This is a genomic window from Desulfovibrio sp. 1214_IL3152 (assembly GCF_036763055.1).
In the GTDB taxonomy this organism is placed as follows: domain Bacteria; phylum Desulfobacterota; class Desulfovibrionia; order Desulfovibrionales; family Desulfovibrionaceae; genus Desulfovibrio.
Genome location: NZ_JBAIYW010000125.1, coordinates 1 through 19532, shown reverse-complemented (window position 1 = coordinate 19532; position 19532 = coordinate 1). Strand labels below are relative to the sequence as shown.

The window sequence follows — 19532 nt, the reverse complement described above, 5'->3', positions numbered from 1 at the left end:
TCGATGGCACGTCCGCTCATGGCGAGCACGTTGGCGCGGTTGAGGCGGCTCATGCCCGCAATGCCTATGGCGGAAAGCAGAGCGCCGATGGTGGTCGGCGCAAGGCAGACAAAAAGCGCCACCAGCGCGGCAAAGCTCACTGGATTTTGGATGTGCTCCTGCCCGGCCGTAAAGCGGGCAAAGCACCACAGGGAAACCGTGACCAGAAGAAAAATGACGGTAAGCGCCACCAGCAGAACGTTGAGGGCGATTTCGTTGGGAGTTTTCTGGCGGGCGGCTCCCTCAACCATAGCGATCATTTTGTCCAGAAAAGTACGGCCTGTCTCGCTGGTGACACGGATGACCAGCCAGTCGGAAAGAACCGTTGTGCCGCCGGTGACCGCGCTGCGGTCGCAGCCGCTTTCGCGGATGACCGGGGCGGATTCACCCGTGATGGCGCTTTCGTCCACCGAGGCCGCGCCTTCCGTCACATCGCCGTCAGCGGGGATCTGTTCCCCGGCATATACAGTACCGCCCGCGTGGCATCAGCCCAGAAATTGCCCAGATTGCCCGGGCTGGCTCCGCCGGAGGGCCTCAGCCCCCGGATAAGGGCAAAAAGCACGGCAATACCCGCTGCTGCGGAAACAAAATTCTGCACCGCCAGTCCGGCCATCTGGGAGAGATAGCTCATGGCGTTTTCTCCGGCGTAGGACTGCCAGTTGGTATTGGTCACAAAGCTGATAGCCGTATTCAGGGCCAGGTGCCAACTGGCTCCGGAAACATTCTGGGGATTCAGGGGAAGGATATGCTGCGTCATAAGCAGGGCAACAAGCGCGGCCAGGGATATGCCGCTGAAAGCAAGCACACAGGCCAGATGGCGTTTCCAGTTCATCTGCTCTGCGGGGTCCACACCCATAAGCCGATACAGGGTACGTTCGCAGGGGGCAAGAGGGCTTTGCAGCCAGAAGGGTTCGCCGTCCATTACCTTGCCCATATATTTTCCCAAGGGCCAGGCCAGAGCCATGAGCAGGGAAAGATAAAGAAGGCACTGCCAGATGATGTTTTCCATAAAATCCTCCTGCAGGCATGCAGCCCACGGGAAAACTTTAGGATAAGGCGTATAAAATGGGTGTAAAAATGGCAGGCGACGCATTAAATTCATATTAAATCTGCAATGCGAACGGGCTTGCGGAAAGAACGCGGCTCAAGACGGCATGTTCTGCACGGCAGCCCGCATGGCAACCCTCCCGTGGCAGCCCCTCCGCGTACTTGCGGGCAGATGTGGTATTAAGTGGTGCGCGCGGTGCGAGAGTTGCCTTTTGTGCTCTGGCGGCGTAGGGCGGCGATGAGCGGTGCAAAGCGGCCAGAGTGGCGGCAAACAGCGCAAGATGGCGAAGGGCGGTGCGGTGCGAGGTCTGCCTGGAGTTGGGCTGGAACGTGGAAGGAGGGCGGCCGGGTGAGCAGCAGAGAAGTTCCGGAGCGAAATAAAAAAGAACGCCACATGCGTTAGCACATGGCGGTCTGATTTTGCTATGGCGCGCCCGGGAGGAGTCGAACCCCCGGCCAAGAGCTTAGAAGGCTCCTGCTCTGTCCAACTGAGCTACGGGCGCATGCCTGACGCGGCCGTCGGCGTTATGGCGCATCACTATAGGGAGAACGCCTTTTAACGTCAATATGTTAATCCCCGTTTGCCGGATGCGCGGGGCATTGCGGGATATTACGGGGCATTGCGGTCTGCCGTCGCCCTGTGCGGCATGGCCGGCGGACATGCCTTTGCCGGAGGCGCCTCGCGCGGGATGTTCTGCCGCGCATGTTGCCAGGCTTGCTGCCGCCGGGCTGTTTTTTCTAACGCTAAACGCTGAAAACCAGCGGGCTTTCAGCCAGCGTGGCAACCATGACGGCCTTGATGGTGTGAAGGCGGTTTTCGGCTTCTTCAAAAGCCACATTGCGAGGCGATTCAAATACTTCGTCGTTGACTTCCATGCAGTCTATGCCGAAGCGCTGAAAGATTTCCTCACCCATGCTCGTGTCGCGGTTATGAAAGCTTGGCAGGCAATGCAAAAACTTGCAGTCGGTGTTGCCGGTCTGTCGCATGGTTTCACCCGTCACACGATAGGGCAGTAGCAACTCAATGCGCTCTTTCCACACGTCATCGGGTTCGCCCATTGATACCCAGACATCGGTGGAAATGAAGTCGCAGCCTTGCACGCCTTCGGCCACGCTTTCGGTGCGGCTGATGCGCGCACCCGTGGCGGATGCGATGCGGCAGGCGGTTTCGTAAACATCGTCTGCCGTCCACAGCGCCCTGGGGGCCACGGAGCGAAAGTCCAGCCCCAGCAGGGCGGAGCCGATCATAAGGGAATTGCCCATATTATAGCGGGCGTCGCCCATGTAGGCCAGGGTTTGTCTGTTCAGAGGTTTGGAGCAGCATTCGCGCATGGTGAGCATGTCTGCCAGAAACTGCGTGGGATGCCACTCATTGGTAAGGCCGTTCCACACCGGAACCGAGGCGTGTTCGGCCAGCGCCTCAACCCTTTCCTGCCCGTAGCCCCGATATTCAATGCCGTCATAAAAGCGGGAAAGTACGCGAGCCGTGTCGGCCAGAGATTCTTTTTTGCCCATCTGCGAGCCTGAAGGGCCAAGATAGGTCACGCGCGCGCCCTGATCGTAGGCGGCCACCTCAAAAGAACAGCGTGTGCGGGTAGAGTCTTTTTCAAAAAGGATGACAATGTTCTTGCCTTTCAGAAACTCGGGTTCCCTGCGCGCTTTTTTGGCCTGCTTGAGATCGGCTGCCAAATCCAGCAGGTAGGTGAGGTCTTCCGGCGTGAAATCGGTTTCTTTCAGAAAGTCTCTGTTTTGCAGTCTGTTCATGCGCTGTTCCGCCTTTGAGGTAGTGGGGGTCCTGCCAGCCGCGCTTTTTGCGGGCTGGCTGTGCGTTGAGCACGCTGGGGCTGGCCGCCATTGCGCCGCTTGCTACGGCGCAGACGGTCAAAGGTGCAACATCATTGCAATTTCGTCACAGCAATAAAACTTGGGGCATTTGCTGCATTCCACCCAGACGCTGGGGGGCATGTCGTCCTTGTTGAATTCGGTAAATCCGCACCTGGCGAAGAAGTCAGGCACGAGAGTAAAGACAAACACCCTGGGCAAAGCCAGACTGCGGCAGCGGTTCACCAGCATGGAGACCAGGCGCTTGCCGAAGCCTTGCCCCTGACAGGAGGGATGAACGGCCACGGAGCGTATCTCGCCAAGGTCAGCCCACAGAACATGAACGGCTCCGCAGGCCACGATGACATCGTGGCCGTCGTCCACGGCCGGAGCTGTGGCAACCATGTAGTCCTGAATGTGCTGATACAGGTACTGCGGCCCCCGCGCCAGCATGACGTTGGCGGAAGCATACTGGTTGATAAGCGCCGACATGCCGTGTACGTCCGCTACAGTGGCGGGTCGGATGACCAGCTTTGAAAGATCGCTGATGTGAACGTCAGGAACAATAGGTCTTTCATCAGCGCCAGAGCGCGGAATGGCGATGGGCATTTCTTTTGCCTCTGTTTCAGGGGAAGAATGGAATAAAGCCGCCAGACTGTGAAGATTCCCGGCGGCAGGCACTGCCTGAATACCACTGCCGTTGCCGGCAAATTTTGAAACAAAATTGACTCATAGCACCAAAGATATGCGGGTGCAAGGTTCTTTCGCTCATGGCAGACCGTTGCGGGCCGCGCCTGCCGCGGCACAGATGAGGGCGAAAAGGATCTCAGCGGTTGCGGTGCAGGGCTTCTTCGCAGATTCCTTCGGAGTAAAAACGCAGCGTGCTGGCCTCAAAGGTTTTTGCCACATGCATGGCGATGCCGGCCCTGCTGAGCATATCCATAAAGGTCAGGTCTTTTTCTTCCACCATGTCCGTGGTGTATACGCCTGTATAGAGGCGGAGGGGAAAAACCTGTGAAAATTGGTGACTGCCGTGTTCCACCTCGTGTGCGGCCTGGGCAAATCTTTCTGTCAGGTCCTGGTCACTGGTGAAAGGAAGAATGCCCGCGAACGTATTGCCGATGATGTGGTAACGCCTGGTAAGCGGGCCTTGCGGCCAGCTTTTCAACATGCGGTCAATGCGCCGCAGTTCATTGTTGCCGGCTTCTTTGCCGAGCATCCTGCTGTAAAAATTGAAATGTTTGATGTCTGCCAGCCAGATGGCGAACGTGACACCAGGATTGTTGTGCAACAGGGCTGTGCCTTCCAGGTGAAGGCTGTGATTGGCGAGAGTGTCGATCAGAAGGGGAGTGAGCGCCATGCTTCGCAGCTGGCGCTCCTTGCTTGCCCCCTGGCAATGCACTCGCCAGGCGAGAAGCAGAAAAACGAGCAGGGCCAGGATGATTGCCACGCCTCCCCAGTATAGAAGGGGGTGGGGGATCAGGGCCAGCTCATCGAGCGGGGCAGAGCAGAAAAGAAACCAGCCGTTATGTGTAATGGGGTCAAAGGCCGCCAGATGCTGTTTGTCGCCAGCTTTATAAAGAAAATAGCTTCGGCGGTTGCCGCCGAGGTCGGCGCGGATCGCATCAAGGTCGTCCGTGTCCATTTGACCGAGGTTGAAAATGTTGCCTGTCGTGTCGGCTGTGTTTGCGCCGGAGCACAGTACAAAGCGCCCGGTGGCATCAATAATGCCTGCAAATCCGTTAGCCTTGAAAAGTGGTTCGTCAAGGATGTCCAGCAGGTCTTCAGCCCTGGTGGCGCCGATCAGCGCACCGATAATGCTGCCTTCCTGCTCCACGGGCACAGCACTGTAGATCACCTGGCCCGGCCCGTGAGGGTCCTTGCGTGGCGGCGAAAAGACAACTCGCCCCGCAAGGGCGTGGCGGAAAAAATCTTCTTCTGAAAAATCCGTCTGCCGACGTAATGTGCCGCTTTTGTCCATCATGACTGTTACGCCAGAGATATCAGCCATGCCGATTCGTATAAAGCCTGCGTTATTGCTCAGTTCCTTGAACAGGGCGGAAGATTCTTGCTGCGGTATGTAGACCACGGCGGTGGACAGACCACGCAGCGCCTGAAAGTTCTGCGTCAGCTTTCGTTGCAAAAGCACCCGCAACTGACTTGTTGTTTCATAAAGGTGCAGTATGCTTGTCTGCTCTATTTGCCATGTGGCATTGCGCAGCAGAATCAGGCTGCAAACAAGAAAAATGCCGCTCACAAGGAAGGCGATGGCGTAGATTGTTTTTGTCTGTTGCTGACTTCTGTACATACCATGCCTTTTGATAGAATGATGCTTTACATTTAATACGTTAACCTATTATTTGGCAAGCAGCAAAACCCTCTGCTGCCAGCCGCCCCGTGGGCAGTTCATTAAATTTATTATATTTTTCAAGCCTGTTGGGGTATTTATCGGAATTATTCTTTTTTTTCTTGCCGGCGAAGCAGTGTTGTGTGGCGCACTGACGCGATATCCCTCATGTGCCAGGAGAACTGTTACGCCATGTATTAAGTTTCGGTTTAGTTTGTTTTTAAGTGTAATTTTGATTATATAAATTGTATTTAAAGTGTTTATGAAAAAAATATCATAATTAATAATAGAAAAACACTGTAGTGCGTGTCATATTTTTTATATTTTACATTTTTTATTGTTGTTTATGATTGGGATATTTTCGAGGCATGTAAAATTTTTCTGTTGAGCACAAATAGTTTTGCATGAAATATGCGGATATAACGGTGATGCATGTTAGGCGGAATTTTATAAACTGTTTGATCAATGAATTGTGCTTTTTTCTTTCTTGTTGACGCAAAAATTGAGTTCGTTTAACTCTAGTAGGTGTTTATTGCATTGGAAAGGCAAGGAGGAAACATATTAAATTTATGTTGTGAGGGGATTACCACAGGGTGAAGTTTTTCACAGCTCACAATATAGTGGGGCAAAAATTATGAATACACTTGTTTTTTGCTGTGTGGCGCTGCCATTTGCTGTGGCGCTTGTTCTGTATTTCACACAGCTTGACCGCACCCGCAAGCTTCTCGTGCCTGCAGCGGTTGCGGTGATGGCTCTGGCTGCCGTGATCATGGGTGCTCACGGAACGTTCCGACTTGAAGCCGAAACTTTCTTGGGTCTTCCGCTGGACAGCCTGTTCAGCATGCTGGATCTTTTGCTGCTGCTCTATATTCTGGGATTGGGCTGGAAGCTGGGCAGCCGCACGGTCATGGGCATGACCGCATTGCAGCTTATAGGGCTGCTTTACCTCAAATTTGTTCTGGCGGATGGTTCCGCTCCCGTCACAGCCTTTGCGCCCGATGGCCTGTCGCTCATCATGGTTATCATCATCACCGTGGTGGGTGGCCTGATAACCATCTATGGCCTGGGCTATATGGATATTCATGAAGAGCACCTGCACCTGCGGGTTTCTCGCAAGCCGCGTTTTTTCGCCATTATTTTCTGTTTTCTTGGGGCGATGAACGGTCTTGTGCTTTCGAACAATCTTTCATGGATGTTCTTTTTCTGGGAAGTCACAACCCTTTGCTCCTACCTGCTGATCAGCCACGATCAGACGAAGGAAGCCAACGCCAACGCCTACCGCGCGTTGTGGATGAACGTACTTGGCGGCCTTGCCTTTGTTTCGGCCATGCTTTTCATCCAGAAGAGCCTGGGTACCCTGTCCACTGAGGTTGTGCTGCACAAGATGACGGCCATGGATGTGAAAACCACGGCCATGCTGCTGCCGTTCGCCTTTTTCTGCCTGGCGGCCTTCACCAAGTCGGCGCAGGTTCCCTTTGAAAGCTGGCTGTGCGGCGCCATGGTGGCCCCCACTCCGGTTTCAGCCCTGCTGCACTCGGCCACAATGGTCAAGGCGGGGACATACCTGCTGCTGCGCATGGCCCCGGCCTTTGCCGACACCACCATGTCCACCATTGTGGCGCTTTTCGGCGCATTCACTTTTGTGGGTACGTGTATTCTGGCCGTCAGCCAAAGTAATGCCAAAAAAATCCTGGCATACTCCACCATTGCCAACCTGGGTCTTATCATCGCCTGCGTTGGCATAAACACGGCGGCGTCCATGATGGCGGCCACCACCATCATTATCTACCATTCGGTATCCAAGGGCCTGCTCTTCATGTGCGTGGGCGCCATTGAACAGCGTATCGGCTCCAGAGATATTGAAGACATGCGCGGCCTGTACAGCAAGATGCCCCGCACGGCCATTATTACGGCCATAGGCATTTTCACCATGATGCTGCCGCCTTTCGGCATGCTCATAGGCAAGTGGATGGCTATCGAGGCCATTGCCCGCGCCACGCAGGCCATGACGCCCATCATTTTCTTCATTGCTCTCGGCTCGGCCTTTACTGTGCTGTTCTGGGCGCGGTGGGCAGGCATACTCGTGTCTTCGGCCAACCTGCACGACCGGCCGGCTCACGGCAATCCCAAGGCCACGGTCATGTTCGCCCTGCGGTCGCTTTGCGGGCTTGCCGTAGTATTCTCCTTTATTTCGCCTCTGGTGCTGGAAACGTTTGTGGAACCTTCTGTGGCAGGCGTATACGCCCGTCTCGGCCTCAAGACTGAAGGCTTCATCCCTGGCGCATCGCTTACGGGCGGGGCAGGTTATTTCTGGATTTACCTGCTCTTCATCCTGCTTGGGCTGGGGGCCTGGATTGCCTGGAAGGCCGCCAGAAAGGTTTCCAATTCGGCGCATTCGCAGCCTTATTTCTCGGGCCTGACGCAGGAACAGGCTGGGCAGATCGGCTTCAAGGGACCCATGAATGCCTTTGAACCCGTACGTCTGTCCAACTTTTACCTGGCCCAGTATTTTGGCGAAGGCACCATCACAAGGGCCATTGATATTATATCCACGGCCTTTCTCATCGTCCTGGTAGGAGGTCTGCTCTAATGCTGTCCATCCTCAGTGCTGTCGGCGGATTGATATTGTCGCCCCTGGTGGGGGGCCTGCTTACCGGGGTTGACCGCCGCCTCACGGCGCGGCTGCAGTCGCGTCTGGGGCCGCCCCTGCTTCAGCCCTTTTATGATGTCTTCAAACTTTTCGGCAAAGAAGCCAGCGTAACCAATGCCTGGCTTGTGTTCAGCGCCTATATGACGCTCATTTCGTCGGCGCTGGCCCTGCTCATATTCTTTATGGGCGGCGACCTGCTGCTGCTTTTCTTCGTGCTCACGGTGGGCGCGGTTTTTCAGGTGGTGGGCGCCCTGTGCGTTCCTTCGCCCTACAGCAACGTGGGTGCGCAGCGCGAGCTTCTGCTCATGCTGGCCTATGAGCCCATACTGATTCTGGTTTTTGTGGGCTTTGCCATGTGCACGGGGTCTTTTTCCATTGAAGCCGTGTTTGCCCAGGATCAGCCCTTGCTGCTCAAGATGCCCTTGCTGTTCCTGGCGCTTGGCTATGCCCTGACCATCAAGCTGCGCAAGTCGCCTTTTGACATTTCCGCCAGCCATCATGGCCATCAGGAACTGGTAAAGGGTGTGCAGACGGAGTACTCTGGCCCTTACCTGGGCATCATTGAACTGGCTCACTGGCTTGATCTTGTGCTTATTCTCGGCTTGTGCGCCATGTTCTGGCATACCAGCGTCATCGGCATGGCTACGCTGGTGGCGGCCTCGCTGTTTACGGAAATTCTCATCGACAACATCACCGCCCGGCTTACCTGGCAGTGGATGGTGCAGAAGAGGTCTCTGTTGCTCGGCATGGGGCTGGCACTGGTTAATCTTTTATGGCTGTACGTGGCGTAAGGAGGCAGGCATATGGGTTTTGTAGACAAAATGATAAAGCGGAGCCGGCTCAAGTCGCCGTGGATTGTCCATTTTGACTGCGGTTCCTGCAACGGTTGCGACATCGAGGTGCTGGCCTGCCTCACGCCCATGTATGACGTTGAACGTTTCGGCGTGGTCAACGCGGGCAATCCCAAGCATGCGGACGTGTTGCTGGTGACCGGCACGGTTAACCACCGTAACCGCCATGTGCTCAAGCAGATATACGAGCAGATGCCTTCTCCCAAGGCGGTCATTTCTCTCGGTGCCTGCAATCTTTCCGGCGGCGTTTTCAAAGACACCTATAATGTGCTCAACGGCGCGCACAACGTCATTCCTGTTGACGTGTTCGTGCCGGGCTGCCCGCCCAAACCCGAAGCCATCATTGACGGTGTTGTAGAAGCCCTTGGGGTGCTCAAGGCCAAGATGGGCATGGGGCCGGAGCCAGAAGCCACCCTCATGCCCGGTGATGCGGACGTACCGACCGCTGCCGCCGGGCCAGAGGGCGAGGCGGCCTCTGAAGCCGACAAGTCAATGAAAAACGCGGGTTAGCCCGGAAAGGATACAGCCATGTTTTTTGAAGCCAAAGACGTGACGCCCGAAACGCTGCTTGCTGAAGTGCAGCGCCTGGCTAACGCAAGATGCCGTTTTGTCACCATGTCGCAGACGGTGGTTGATGAGAATACCCTGCGACTGTTCTACCACTTTGATGAAAACCTCACCATGTCCGACCTGCGGCACAATCCCGAAATGTGCGTATGGTCGCCAACGGACGCCAAAGGCATGGTGCATCTGCGTATGGATGTGGACAAGAACATGCCCATCCCGAGCATAAGTTCCATCTACTTCTGCGCAGTGCTGATTGAAAATGAGACTCAGGATCAGTTCGGTGTGCGCTTCGCGGGTCTGCCGCTGGACTATCAGGGCGGCATGTATCTGGAAGGAGAAGTCACCCACGCCCCGTACTTCACCATGACCACCGTCCGGCGTCCCGCCGCGGCTGCCAAGGCAGAGTCCGCCAAAGGAGATCAGGCATGAGCAACCGCACCACAGTGATTCCTTTCGGGCCGCAGCACCCCGTGCTGCCCGAACCGCTGCATATCAAGTTTGTGGTGGAGGACGAAACCGTTGTCGGGGCCATTCCCCAGCTCGGCTTTGTGCATCGCGGTCTTGAAAGCCTCGTGCGCACCAAGGACTATAATCAGATGGTCTTTGTGGTGGAGCGCATCTGCGGCATCTGTTCCTGCATTCACGCCAACTGCTATTGTAACGCCCTTGAAAACATGATGGGCATCACGGCCCCGCCCCGCGCCCAATTCTTGCGGGTCATCTGGTCTGAACTGCACCGCATCCACTCGCATCTGCTCTGGCTGGGCCTTTTTGCCGATGCCTTTGGTTTTGAAAGCGTGTTCCAGCAGTTCTGGCGTATCCGTGAGCATGTGATGGACATCTGTGAAGCCACGGCGGGCAACCGCGTTATTCTGTCGGTCAACGTGGTGGGCGGCGTGCGCCGCGACCTGGCGCCCGACCAGATCCGCTGGATGCTCGGCAGGCTTGATGAACTGCAAAAGGGCATGCGCGAACTTACAAACACCATGCTCGACGACTACACCGTGCAGGAGCGTACGCGCGGCATCGGCTATCTCAGCAAGGACGATGCCCGACTGCTGGGCGCGGCCGGGCCGACCCTTCGCGGCAGTGGTTGGGAAATCGACGAGCGTATGCACGGCTATGCCGCCTATAATGACCTCAACTTCATCCCTGTGGTTGAGAATGACGGCGACTGCTATGCCCGCGCCAAGGTGCGCTTCTATGAAGTGCTGCACGCCATGGACCTCATCCGCGAAGCGCTGAACCGCCTGCCGGAAAGCGAACTTACAGTGAAAGTTCCCGGCAACCCTGACGGCGAAGCCGTCTTCCGGGTGGAGCAGCCCAGGGGTGAGCTGTTCTATTATATACGGGCCAATGGAACCAAGTATCTGGAACGCATGCGCGTGCGCACGCCCACTTTTGCCAACGTACCGCCCCTGTTGCACATGCTGCCGGGCTGCAAGCTGCCAGATGTGCCGGTTATTGTGCTCAGTATCGACCCGTGCATTTCCTGCACAGAGAGGTAGCTCATGTATATGCTCAAAAACGTGCTGCGCAACCTGTCAGGCAAACCTGCCACAAGGCTGTATCCGCTGGAAGAGCGTGAGCCTTTCCCAGCCTACAGGGGCGTTATCACCAATGAAGTGGAGAAGTGCATATTCTGCAACAGTTGCGCAAGGGTCTGCCCCACAGACGCCATCACGGTGGACGCCAAGGCGGGGCAGTGGCATTACGACCCCTTCCTGTGCGTGTACTGTTCGGCCTGTGTAGAAAAATGCCCCACCAAGTGTCTGGTGCAGGTTCCCACACACCGCAAACCTTCTGTGGTCAAGTTCCGTGTTCTGCGCACGGGTACGCCGCGCGTTAAAAAGTCCGCGGCGGCCAAGGGCAAGGAAGAAAGCGGAGCCGAAAAGAAGGCCGAACAAGAATAGGGCGCGGCAGTGGCCGCGTACAATACATGACAAGAAATTGTCATGATTAGCAAAAAGCCGCCGAAAGGCGGCTTTTTGCGTTGTGGAAAGCGGGTCTCATGGCGACGCATAAAATTTTAGGGCGAAGAGGCCCACCCCATCGCGGTCGAATGGCCGGTCAGGCCAGCCGTCCGGCAAGCAGCCTGGCAGGCCGGTGAAGAACTGAACTATCTTATGTTTTGAGAAGAGGTTGTTAATGGCCTGATATTACAGGGAAGATGTTTTTTTCCGCGCCAACGGCCAAGAAAATAAGATTTCGATCTGTTTTTTCAATTCATGATGTTTACAAGGAGCAGGGCGTTGAAAAGAATGCGAAAAATATCATATATCTAGATATGTGAAATTTTTTTTAATAAGGTTTTTTGAAGAGATGATAAAATAATAATTTAATTATATCCAATTATTATGGAAATATTTTCCTGTATTTCAGATGATTTTTTACAAAAAATAGTAAAATTAAATAATTTATTGTGAAACAAAATTTTATATACAAATTTGCAATGTTAAAAACATAACACTTGTTGTGACAACATATATGTACAAATTTGCTTGTGATAAACATAATTTCAAAAAAAATGCAAAATGCAGAAAAAAATGGGGTATTAAAACATGTCTGGAAAGGGATAATTCACGAAAATAAAAAATAGCGTGTAAATCATAACTTTTTTAAGCACTTGTTGTCCAAAACAGTGATTTGTAATGCGCTTGATTAATTGTAAAAATCCTTATTTGACAGGGAGATGTCACAAAATTGATGCGCTTGCCGATGCAGAAAAATGCCGTATAAACTCGCGAGAAGGGCTGGCATTTAGAGCAAAAAATTGTTAATGGTAAGCTCTATCAAAAAATGGTGTACAATATTGTGAGCTTGTATGGCTCCAGTAAAACATATCCTTCGGCAGGGTGTCTTTTTTGATTGTTAAAAATCCTCACTGCTTCTATTCTGCCGGGCCGGTTGTCAGGGGCAAAAGATGACTGATAAAGCATCTTTATGGTATATTCTTTGTCAGGCGAGAGATGCTATATGAATGGTAATCAACTTACCCACAGTATCTGCGGCATGTGTTCAGCGCGTTGCCCCATTACGGTTGAGACCTGTAATGACACTGTAAAAATGATTTACGGCAACATGCACAGCCCGTTGAAAGGGGCATTATGCGCCCGTGGTGTGGCCGGAAAAGCCCTTCTTGAAGACAACGAGCGCCCACAGTCGCCGCTTATCCGCCAGGGAGAGCGCGGCGAGGGAAAGTGGCGCGCCGTGTCCTGGGACGAAGCTTTGGACTACGTTGCGCAAAAAATCACCGAGGCCCAAAATAAGTACGGAAAACAGACGGTTCTGTGGTCTGACCGCGAAGGCCCCTTTGCGGACCTCAGCCGTGGCTTCATGCGCGGCCTTGGTTCGCCCAACGTCTGTTCGCACAGTCCTTCGTGCGACCTTAATACGCACCATGCCTGCAAGGCCGTGCTGGGCCTGGGCCGCGGCATGACCGTGTATGATTTTGCCAACGCCAAGCATCTCGTGCTGCAAACGCGCAATATATTTGAAGCCATCAACCTTGGTGAGGCGCGCACGGTCATGCAGGCTCTGCGCAAGGGCTGCAAGCTTACTGTCATTGACATCAGACAGAGCATCACTTCCTCCAAGGCAGACACATTCCACATCATCCGTCCCGGTACGGACTATGCGTTCAATCTGGCTGTCATCAATACATTGATCAGCGAAAATCTGTATAACAAGGAATATGTCCGCGCCCACACTACGGGGTTTGACGCGCTGGCCGCCTTTGTGGCCCCGTATACGGCGGAATGGGCCGCGCAGGAATGCGGTGTCGAGGCTAGGGCCATTACCGACCTCGCGCGCGCACTGGCTGCCGCGGCTCCCCAGGTTATCTGGCATCCGGGCTGGATGTCGTCACGTTACGCCGACTCTTTCCAGGTGGGACGCACAGCCCTTGTCATCACGGCGCTTCTGGGCGGCACGGGAACCAAGGGCGGCATTGTGCCCGGGCGTACCCCCAAAGATTGCGGCAAGCCAGGGCTCAAGAAGTTCGTGGATTTGTATCCTGCCGTCAAACTGCCCAGGGCCGACGGGCTTGGCGCCGACAACAAGGCTTTTGATCCGGGCAAGGGGCTGCTGCACAAGGCGTTTGAAGCCATCAACAACCCCCCGGAAGGCGTCCCGCCGGTCAAGGTTTACATGGCCTGGCGGCATGATCCGTTACAGGGTTTCCCTGATCCCGATGCCCTGAAGAAAAAACTGGACGGTCTGGATCTTCTGGTCAGCGCCACGTTTTCCTGGTCCGACACGGCCTGGTATGCCGATGTGGTCCTGCCCATGTCCACCTATCTTGAAAGGGAAAGCATCATTGCGGGCAAAAACGGGCTCAAGCCACAGTTCTTTGTGCGCCGGCGCGCCGTGCAGCCCCGCTATAACACCCGCGCCGACTGGGAGATCATCAGCGGTCTTTCCCGTCGGCTCGGTTTGGACGACCTGGCTTTTGACAGCCCCGAGGCGGTCTGGAGCTTCCAGCTGGAAGGCACAGGCCTGACCATAGAGGACTTTGACGCCAAGGGCTTTATCCCGCTCACTGACGATGCCCTGTACATTGATCCGGCCACGTATGCCTTTCCCACCGGGTCAGGCAAGGTCGAGCTGAGCAGCGAAAGCTTCGGCAAGGGCTTTGCCGAAAGCATGGGCGTCAGCATGTTGCCCCCATATGTATCGCCCCAGTCGCCGCCGGAAGGAACCTTCCGCATCACCTTTGGGCGCGTGGCTGTACACACGCAGGGGCACACGGTCAACAATCCCCTGCTGTACGAGCAGGTTCCTGAAAATACGGTGTGGATCAATACCGACAGCGCCAAAAAAGCAGGATTAAAACCTGGCGACCGTGTACGCGTGCTTGATGCCAGGGGCGGCAATATGGGCGAGGCGGGCATCAAGATAACGTCCCTCATCCACCCCGAGGCCATTTTTGTCGTGCATGGTTTTGGACACGATCTGCCGTGCGAAAGCCTGGCCGTGGACAAGGGCATTGCCGACAACAAGTGTCTCAAGGGCGGCCTGGATCTGCAGGATCAGGGCGGCGGCGGCCTGTCGCTGCAAGAACACTTTGTTTCGCTCGAAAAAGTGGGCTAGCCGCGGCGTAACCGTCGGGCAGTCTCAACCATATCCGGTTTGCAAGCTATGGGGGCGTGAACCCCGGAATAGCGGAGGATGTTTATGAGCAAGTATGTCGTCACCCACAACTCTGCGGAATGCATCGGCTGCAAAGCCTGTGAAGTGCAGTGCCGCAGCCTGCATAACGGCGGCGCCGGCGCATTTTTCTGCCGCATTCTTACAGTGGAGCAGAGTGAGCCACGGCCGAGCCTGGGTTTTGTCTATACGTCCTGTTTTCACTGTGAAAATCCCTGGTGCGTCAAGGCCTGCCCCACGGGGGCCATGCGCCGCCGCGAAGACGGCATTGTTTATGTGGAAAAAAAGTTCTGTGTGGGTTGCAAGGCGTGCATCACGGCCTGTCCGTGGGCCGCGCCCCAGTGGAACCCCGATACCGGCAAGGTGGACAAGTGCGACCTGTGCCGTGATCGCATAGACCAGGGGCTGCGCCCGGCCTGCGTGACTACCTGCGCCATGAGCTGTCTGGGCTTTACTGTGCCTTCCGAGGCCAGTCAGGAGCGGCGGCAACATTTTGCGGAACAAATACAGAAACTCCGGCCCACCACACGCTGAATGAAGGACGCCGTCGCCCCGGATGCTTTTGCTGCGCATTCCGGGGAGCGGCGCCCTGGTGTACGAAGGCACGCCGATTCGCCGGAGGACGGTTCGCGGCATGACGCGAACCGGTGAAAGCGAAAAATTGTCAAGGAAGCAAGGTGGCTATCATGGTGCATACAACAGCCGGTCAAGAATATCTTGCCGTACTGCTGCTCATTATCATCACGCTGCTTTTTGGCCTGATCACGCTTTTTGTGGGGCGCTTTTTCCGTATGAGCAGGCCTTATCCGGAAAAGCTTGTGGCCTATGAATCGGGCAACGAGCCTACAGCGGAACCACGAACGCGTTTTTCCATCAAGTTTTACTATGTAGCCATATTGTTCGTTATTATCGATGTGGAGGCCATCTATCTTTATACCTGGGCCGTGGAGTTTGTGCGCCTTGGCAGCCTCGGCATGGTGGAAATGTTCACCTTTATGGCCCTGCTGGTGCTTGGCTACCTGTATGCCTGGAAGAAGGGGGCGTTCCAATGGGTGAAGTAGTCGTAAAGTCCGGGGGATCTGCGCAAAACGGCGGGCAACCCCTTGAGGTCAACAAAGACGGTCTGCGCTTTTTTCCCGGCGCGGGGGCTGTCATCGGGCCGCTCAATGCCCTTGTGAACTGGGGCAGGGCGGGGTCCATCTGGCCCGTGACGTTTGGCCTGGCCTGTTGCGCCATTGAAATGATGGCTACCGGCGCGGCCCACCACGATCTTGACCGTTTCGGCATCATTTTTCGTGCCAGCCCCCGACAGGCAGACTGCATGGTGGTTGCTGGCACTTTGAGCAAAAAAATGGCTCCGGTGCTGCGCCGCGTATATGACCAGATGCCAGAGCCGCGCTACGTGCTCGCCATGGGCAGCTGCGCGTGCAGCGGCGGCCTGTTTCAGTCGTACGCCGTGACTCAGGGCGTGGATCAGATTGTGCCTGTGGATGTTTACGTACCCGGCTGTCCTCCGCGCCCCGAGGCGCTGTTTGACGGCTTTATCCGGCTTCAGGAGATCATCAACAAGGAGCAGATGCGATGGAGTCCTTGGAGATAGCGGACCGCCTGCGCGGGGCTTTTCCTGAAGACGTGCTGGACGTGCGCGAATTTCGGGGGCAGGTGGCGGTTCTTGTGCGGCCCGGCCGCATTCTGGAACTGCTGACCCATCTGCGCGATGTTTTTGACATGCGGCATCTGCAAGCCCTGTGCGGCGTGGATAACAGCCGCAGAAACGAGTCTGGCCTGAGTCCTTTTGAGGTGGTCTACCAGCTTTACTCCATCACCCAGCGGCACGGCATCCGTCTGCGGGCCTTGGTGGATGATCCGGAAGAAGGCATTGATTCGGTCGTGCCGCTCTGGACCGGGGCCAACTGGCTGGAACGTGAAACCTGGGATCTTGTGGGCATACATTTCAAGGGGCATCCGGATTTGCGCCGCATTCTCCTGCCCGATGACTGGCAGGGGCATCCGCTGCGCAAGGACTATCCCGTGAAGCTCCCGTCCCGGGGCCGTGAGGAGTGGCAGGGCCTGACAGCCCTGCGCAAGCGCGCCGCAGAACTGGATGCACTGAGCTGGCAGGGGGGGACAAGGCATGAGTGAGCAGCGCAAAGAGCATGTGGAATGCGCCGTAGCCCACGGCCAGCCCACGGGCAGGCTTTCAGCCGAGGAACTGAGCGGTCTTGAGCAGAGTGATATTGCCTGTGTCAACTGCCTTGACGACAACGATTTTGATGATGCGGATTTTGACGACCGCACCAGCCTGCGCATGGGGCCGCAGCATCCGGCCACGCACGGCGTCTTGCGGGTTGACCTTGAGCTGGAGGGCGAAACCATCGTGCATTGCGACCCGCAGGTCGGCTATCTGCACCGTGGCTTTGAAAAACTGGCGGAAAAGTTCACCTATGCCCAGGCCCTGACGCTTACAGACCGGCTGGACTATATCGCCGCCATGTCCAACAACACGGGCTATTGCCTGGCGGTGGAAAAGCTGCTGGGCATTGAGGCGCCCCTGCGCGCCCGGTACATCCGCACCATTGCCTGCGAAATGTCGCGCATCAGCTCGCATTTGCTGTGGCTTGCCACCCATGCCCTGGATATCGGGGCCATGACGGTATTTCTGTACTGTTTTCGCGAGCGCGAAATGCTGCTCAACCTTTTTGAAGACCTGTGCGGCGCGCGGCTCACCCTGACGTATCCGCGCATCGGCGGTGTGCGGCAGGACGTGACCGGCAGGTTCATGAGCGGGCTTCAGGACTTTGTAAACATTTTCCCCGGCCGCATCGTGGAATACGAAACCCTGCTGGACACCAACCGCATCTGGCTCAAGCGCACCGTGGGCGTGGGCAAGGTCAGCGCGGATGAAGCCCTGTCTCTGGGGCTTACCGGGGCCTGCCTGCGCGGTTCGGGCGTGGATTATGACGTGCGCCGCCATGCACCATATGATGCCTACGCACTGCTGGATTTTGCGGTTCCGCTGGGATCGGACGGCGACATTTATGCCCGCTACCGCTGCCGCATGGAAGAACTGCGCCAGTCCGCACGCATCTTGCAGCAGTGCATCGACGACATGCCCCCCGGACCCACGCTGGCAGAGGATGCCCCGGATCTGCTCATGCCTGTGTCTCGCTGGCACGGCACGCCCGAAACCACGCTTTACGGCAGCGGTCTGCGCTCCGTCATACGTGGCAGAAATATCTACATGTCGGGCGATGTTTTTGTATCTACCGAGGTCCCCAAGGGCGAACTGGGCTTCTACTTCATCTCCAATGGAAGCAGTCGTCCTTACCGCATGCATGTGCGCGCGCCGTCTTTCATACACATCGGAGCGCTGGCGAGCATTGCCAGGGGCGGGCTTATTGCCGACCTGATCGCCAATATCGGAAGCCTGGACGTGGTGCTGGGCGAATCGGACCGTTGAGGCCCCGGCGCGGGCATGCCCGCGTCTGTCCTGCCGCCGAAGGCGGCCTGTAGGCGCAACATGACAAAAGGGTCTGAAACAGGACAAGCCATATGGACATACTGCTTATTCTGCTGCAACTCATCGTGCTCTTCGTGCTTGTGATGCTGCACGTGGCCTATGCCACGTATTGCGAACGCAAGGTCATCGGGCACATCCAGATGCGCCTCGGCCCCATGCGCGTAGGCTGGCACGGCCTTTTGCAACCCATTGCCGACGGCATAAAAAGTTTCTTTAAAGAAGACATTATTCCCGTCGCCGCAGACAGGCCCATTTTTCTGGCGGCCCCCATCATCTGCCTGGTTCCGGCGTTCGCTTCGCTTGCCATTCTGCCCTGGGCCGAGGGTTGGGCCATTACCGATGTGAACATCGGCCTGCTTTTCGTCTTTGCCATGAGCTCCATAGGCGCTTACGGCGTGGTGCTGGCGGGTTGGGCTTCCAACTCCAAATACAGTTTTCTTGGCGGGTTGCGCGCTTCGGCTCAGGTGATCAGCTATGAAATAGCCATGGGGCTGAGCCTTGTTGGGGTCATGCTGCTTTCCGGCTCGCTGAACCTCGGCGACATTGTGCAGGCCCAGGGCGACGGCTTTTTCGGCATGTTCATTTTTCGTCAGATCATCGGCTTTTTTGTGTTCTGCGTCGCCATGCTGGCCGAAACAAACCGGGTTCCCTTTGACCTGCCCGAGGCGGAAACAGAACTTGTTTCCGGCTATTCCACCGAATACAGCGGCATGCGTTATGCGCTTTTTTTCATGGCCGAGTATACCTCCATGTTTGTTATGGCAACCGTGGGGACCATATGTTTTCTCGGCGGCTGGAACGGGCCGGTGGATCTGCCGTTTTTTCCGCCTTTCTGGCTGCTTATCAAGGTCTATTTGATCATGTTCGTTTTTTTCTGGCTGCGCGCCACACTGCCGCGCTACCGCTACGACCAGCTGATGTCTCTGGGCTGGAAGGTGCTTATTCCCCTGGCGCTGCTCAATATTGTGCTGACGGCCATTGGAAAGGCCGTGTTCGGCTAGAGCGGTTCGCCAATGAAGTGGGTGGGCCGCGCTGCAAGGATTTGCCTGCAAGTCTTTGCCGCGAAACGGGACTAGGGAGCTTTGCTCACCGTTACGCAACGGTCTCAAGTGTTGATTGCTCTGAGGGCTTCGGCCTGGTGCATAATGGAATTCATGAAGGGTTCTGCTTTGGAGGCCACTGATGCAAGTACAGTACAAACCGCGCCGCAACTGGCTGCAAACATTGCTGCAAACCGAGATTGTCCAGGGTTTGGCGCTCACGTTGCGGCATATGTTCCGCAAGCCGGTAACGCAGCAGTATCCGGACGAAAAACCGCTGGTGGCGGCGGGTTTTCGCGGCCGTCATGCCCTGGTGCGCGATGCGGAAAGCGGCGGCAGCCGCTGCATGGCCTGTATGCCATGCGCCCGCGTGTTCCCCTCGCACTGCATTCGTATCCGCAGCCACAGGGAAGAGGACGGCAGCCGCAAGGTGGATGCCTATGTCATTGACGCCCTGCGGTGTATCTACTGCGGCTACTGCGCCGAAGTCTGCCCGGTCAAC

Annotated in this window: 18 protein-coding genes, 1 tRNA gene and 1 pseudogene; 14 read left to right on the top strand and 6 right to left on the bottom strand. The window is 56.0% G+C overall.

Annotation, left to right across the window (positions count from 1 at the left end; translation table 11 throughout):
* The 6 genes and pseudogenes from V6C07_RS02660 to V6C07_RS02635 form a co-directional block, all read right to left on the bottom strand.
* A pseudogene (locus V6C07_RS02660) lies at window positions 1–506 on the bottom strand (P-type ATPase); the annotation flags it as partial.
* Window positions 467–961, bottom strand: coding sequence for a potassium-transporting ATPase subunit KdpA (locus tag V6C07_RS02655; protein WP_333534835.1), 495 nt, complete (start codon window positions 959–961; stop codon window positions 467–469). The gene V6C07_RS02655 and the pseudogene V6C07_RS02660, both read right to left, overlap by 40 nt.
* Window positions 962–1512: 551 nt before the next feature.
* A tRNA-Arg gene (locus V6C07_RS02650) sits at window positions 1513–1589 on the bottom strand.
* 241 nt (window positions 1590–1830) lie between these two features.
* The gene (gene argF / locus V6C07_RS02645) at window positions 1831–2850 is read right to left on the bottom strand and encodes an ornithine carbamoyltransferase (RefSeq protein ID WP_333534834.1); all 1020 of its coding nucleotides are present in this window, start codon (window positions 2848–2850) and stop codon (window positions 1831–1833) included.
* 117 nt (window positions 2851–2967) lie between these two features.
* A complete protein-coding gene (locus tag V6C07_RS02640) occupies window positions 2968–3516 on the bottom strand; it encodes an N-acetyltransferase (protein ID WP_333534833.1) in 549 nt (182 codons plus the stop codon).
* Between the two features lie 217 nt (window positions 3517–3733).
* The gene (locus tag V6C07_RS02635) at window positions 3734–5215 is read right to left on the bottom strand and encodes a sensor domain-containing diguanylate cyclase (protein WP_333534832.1); all 1482 of its coding nucleotides are present in this window, start codon (window positions 5213–5215) and stop codon (window positions 3734–3736) included.
* Between the two features lie 673 nt (window positions 5216–5888).
* On the opposite strand from V6C07_RS02635, the gene V6C07_RS02630 reads away from it, so the two are divergent.
* The 14 genes from V6C07_RS02630 to V6C07_RS02565 form a co-directional block, all read left to right on the top strand.
* Window positions 5889–7844: an NADH-quinone oxidoreductase subunit 5 family protein gene (locus tag V6C07_RS02630; protein WP_333534831.1), complete on the top strand. Its 1956-nt coding sequence runs from the start codon at window positions 5889–5891 to the stop codon at window positions 7842–7844.
* On the top strand, window positions 7844–8695 hold the full coding sequence (locus tag V6C07_RS02625) for a respiratory chain complex I subunit 1 family protein (RefSeq protein ID WP_333534830.1): 852 nt from the start codon (window positions 7844–7846) through the stop codon (window positions 8693–8695). The genes V6C07_RS02630 and V6C07_RS02625 overlap by 1 nt, the downstream gene beginning before the upstream one ends.
* A 12-nt stretch (window positions 8696–8707) precedes the next feature.
* Window positions 8708–9265, top strand: coding sequence for an NADH-quinone oxidoreductase subunit B family protein (locus tag V6C07_RS02620; RefSeq protein WP_333534829.1), 558 nt, complete (start codon window positions 8708–8710; stop codon window positions 9263–9265).
* A gap of 18 nt (window positions 9266–9283) precedes the next feature.
* Window positions 9284–9751 (top strand): NADH-quinone oxidoreductase subunit C, encoded by a 468-nt coding sequence (locus tag V6C07_RS02615; protein WP_333534828.1) that lies wholly within the window; start codon window positions 9284–9286, stop codon window positions 9749–9751.
* Window positions 9748–10830 (top strand): hydrogenase large subunit, encoded by a 1083-nt coding sequence (locus V6C07_RS02610; protein ID WP_333534827.1) that lies wholly within the window; start codon window positions 9748–9750, stop codon window positions 10828–10830. The genes V6C07_RS02615 and V6C07_RS02610 overlap by 4 nt, the downstream gene beginning before the upstream one ends.
* 3 nt (window positions 10831–10833) lie before the next feature.
* Window positions 10834–11235, top strand: coding sequence for a 4Fe-4S binding protein (locus tag V6C07_RS02605; RefSeq protein ID WP_333534826.1), 402 nt, complete (start codon window positions 10834–10836; stop codon window positions 11233–11235).
* A 1063-nt stretch (window positions 11236–12298) separates the two neighbouring features.
* Complete coding sequence (locus V6C07_RS02600) at window positions 12299–14413, top strand: molybdopterin-dependent oxidoreductase (RefSeq protein ID WP_333534825.1); 2115 nt, start codon at window positions 12299–12301, stop codon at window positions 14411–14413.
* A gap of 84 nt (window positions 14414–14497) precedes the next feature.
* Window positions 14498–15004 carry a 4Fe-4S dicluster domain-containing protein gene (locus tag V6C07_RS02595; RefSeq protein WP_333534824.1) on the top strand — a complete coding sequence of 169 codons (507 nt, stop codon included), beginning with the start codon at window positions 14498–14500 and terminating at the stop codon, window positions 15002–15004.
* A 152-nt stretch (window positions 15005–15156) separates the two neighbouring features.
* The gene (locus V6C07_RS02590) at window positions 15157–15531 is read left to right on the top strand and encodes an NADH-quinone oxidoreductase subunit A (RefSeq protein ID WP_012625288.1); all 375 of its coding nucleotides are present in this window, start codon (window positions 15157–15159) and stop codon (window positions 15529–15531) included.
* Window positions 15519–16070, top strand: coding sequence for an NADH-quinone oxidoreductase subunit B (locus tag V6C07_RS02585; protein WP_333534823.1), 552 nt, complete (start codon window positions 15519–15521; stop codon window positions 16068–16070). Before V6C07_RS02590 ends, V6C07_RS02585 begins: the two co-directional genes overlap by 13 nt.
* A complete protein-coding gene (locus tag V6C07_RS02580; RefSeq protein ID WP_333534821.1) occupies window positions 16052–16612 on the top strand; it encodes an NADH-quinone oxidoreductase subunit C in 561 nt (186 codons plus the stop codon). Before V6C07_RS02585 ends, V6C07_RS02580 begins: the two co-directional genes overlap by 19 nt.
* On the top strand, window positions 16605–17930 hold the full coding sequence (nuoD, locus tag V6C07_RS02575; RefSeq protein WP_333534820.1) for an NADH dehydrogenase (quinone) subunit D: 1326 nt from the start codon (window positions 16605–16607) through the stop codon (window positions 17928–17930). Before V6C07_RS02580 ends, nuoD begins: the two co-directional genes overlap by 8 nt.
* A gap of 92 nt (window positions 17931–18022) precedes the next feature.
* Complete coding sequence (gene nuoH / locus V6C07_RS02570) at window positions 18023–18991, top strand: NADH-quinone oxidoreductase subunit NuoH (RefSeq protein ID WP_333534819.1); 969 nt, start codon at window positions 18023–18025, stop codon at window positions 18989–18991.
* 181 nt (window positions 18992–19172) lie between these two features.
* Window positions 19173–19532, top strand: a 360-nt coding sequence (locus tag V6C07_RS02565) for a NuoI/complex I 23 kDa subunit family protein (RefSeq protein WP_333534818.1), incomplete at its 3' end; no start/stop codon positions are given.

Coding starts and splice junctions, on each gene's coding strand:
- V6C07_RS02655 (WP_333534835.1), bottom strand. CDS start 961: ATGGACGGCGAACCCTTCTGGCTGCAAAGCCCTCTTGCCCCCTGCGAA.
- argF (WP_333534834.1), bottom strand. CDS start 2,850: ATGAACAGACTGCAAAACAGAGACTTTCTGAAAGAAACCGATTTCACG.
- V6C07_RS02640 (WP_333534833.1), bottom strand. CDS start 3,516: ATGCCCATCGCCATTCCGCGCTCTGGCGCTGATGAAAGACCTATTGTT.
- V6C07_RS02635 (WP_333534832.1), bottom strand. CDS start 5,215: ATGTACAGAAGTCAGCAACAGACAAAAACAATCTACGCCATCGCCTTC.
- V6C07_RS02630 (WP_333534831.1), top strand. CDS start 5,889: ATGAATACACTTGTTTTTTGCTGTGTGGCGCTGCCATTTGCTGTGGCG.
- V6C07_RS02625 (WP_333534830.1), top strand. CDS start 7,844: ATGCTGTCCATCCTCAGTGCTGTCGGCGGATTGATATTGTCGCCCCTG.
- V6C07_RS02620 (WP_333534829.1), top strand. CDS start 8,708: ATGGGTTTTGTAGACAAAATGATAAAGCGGAGCCGGCTCAAGTCGCCG.
- V6C07_RS02615 (WP_333534828.1), top strand. CDS start 9,284: ATGTTTTTTGAAGCCAAAGACGTGACGCCCGAAACGCTGCTTGCTGAA.
- V6C07_RS02610 (WP_333534827.1), top strand. CDS start 9,748: ATGAGCAACCGCACCACAGTGATTCCTTTCGGGCCGCAGCACCCCGTG.
- V6C07_RS02605 (WP_333534826.1), top strand. CDS start 10,834: ATGTATATGCTCAAAAACGTGCTGCGCAACCTGTCAGGCAAACCTGCC.
- V6C07_RS02600 (WP_333534825.1), top strand. CDS start 12,299: ATGAATGGTAATCAACTTACCCACAGTATCTGCGGCATGTGTTCAGCG.
- V6C07_RS02595 (WP_333534824.1), top strand. CDS start 14,498: ATGAGCAAGTATGTCGTCACCCACAACTCTGCGGAATGCATCGGCTGC.
- V6C07_RS02590 (WP_012625288.1), top strand. CDS start 15,157: ATGGTGCATACAACAGCCGGTCAAGAATATCTTGCCGTACTGCTGCTC.
- V6C07_RS02585 (WP_333534823.1), top strand. CDS start 15,519: ATGGGTGAAGTAGTCGTAAAGTCCGGGGGATCTGCGCAAAACGGCGGG.
- V6C07_RS02580 (WP_333534821.1), top strand. CDS start 16,052: ATGGAGTCCTTGGAGATAGCGGACCGCCTGCGCGGGGCTTTTCCTGAA.
- nuoD (WP_333534820.1), top strand. CDS start 16,605: ATGAGTGAGCAGCGCAAAGAGCATGTGGAATGCGCCGTAGCCCACGGC.
- nuoH (WP_333534819.1), top strand. CDS start 18,023: ATGGACATACTGCTTATTCTGCTGCAACTCATCGTGCTCTTCGTGCTT.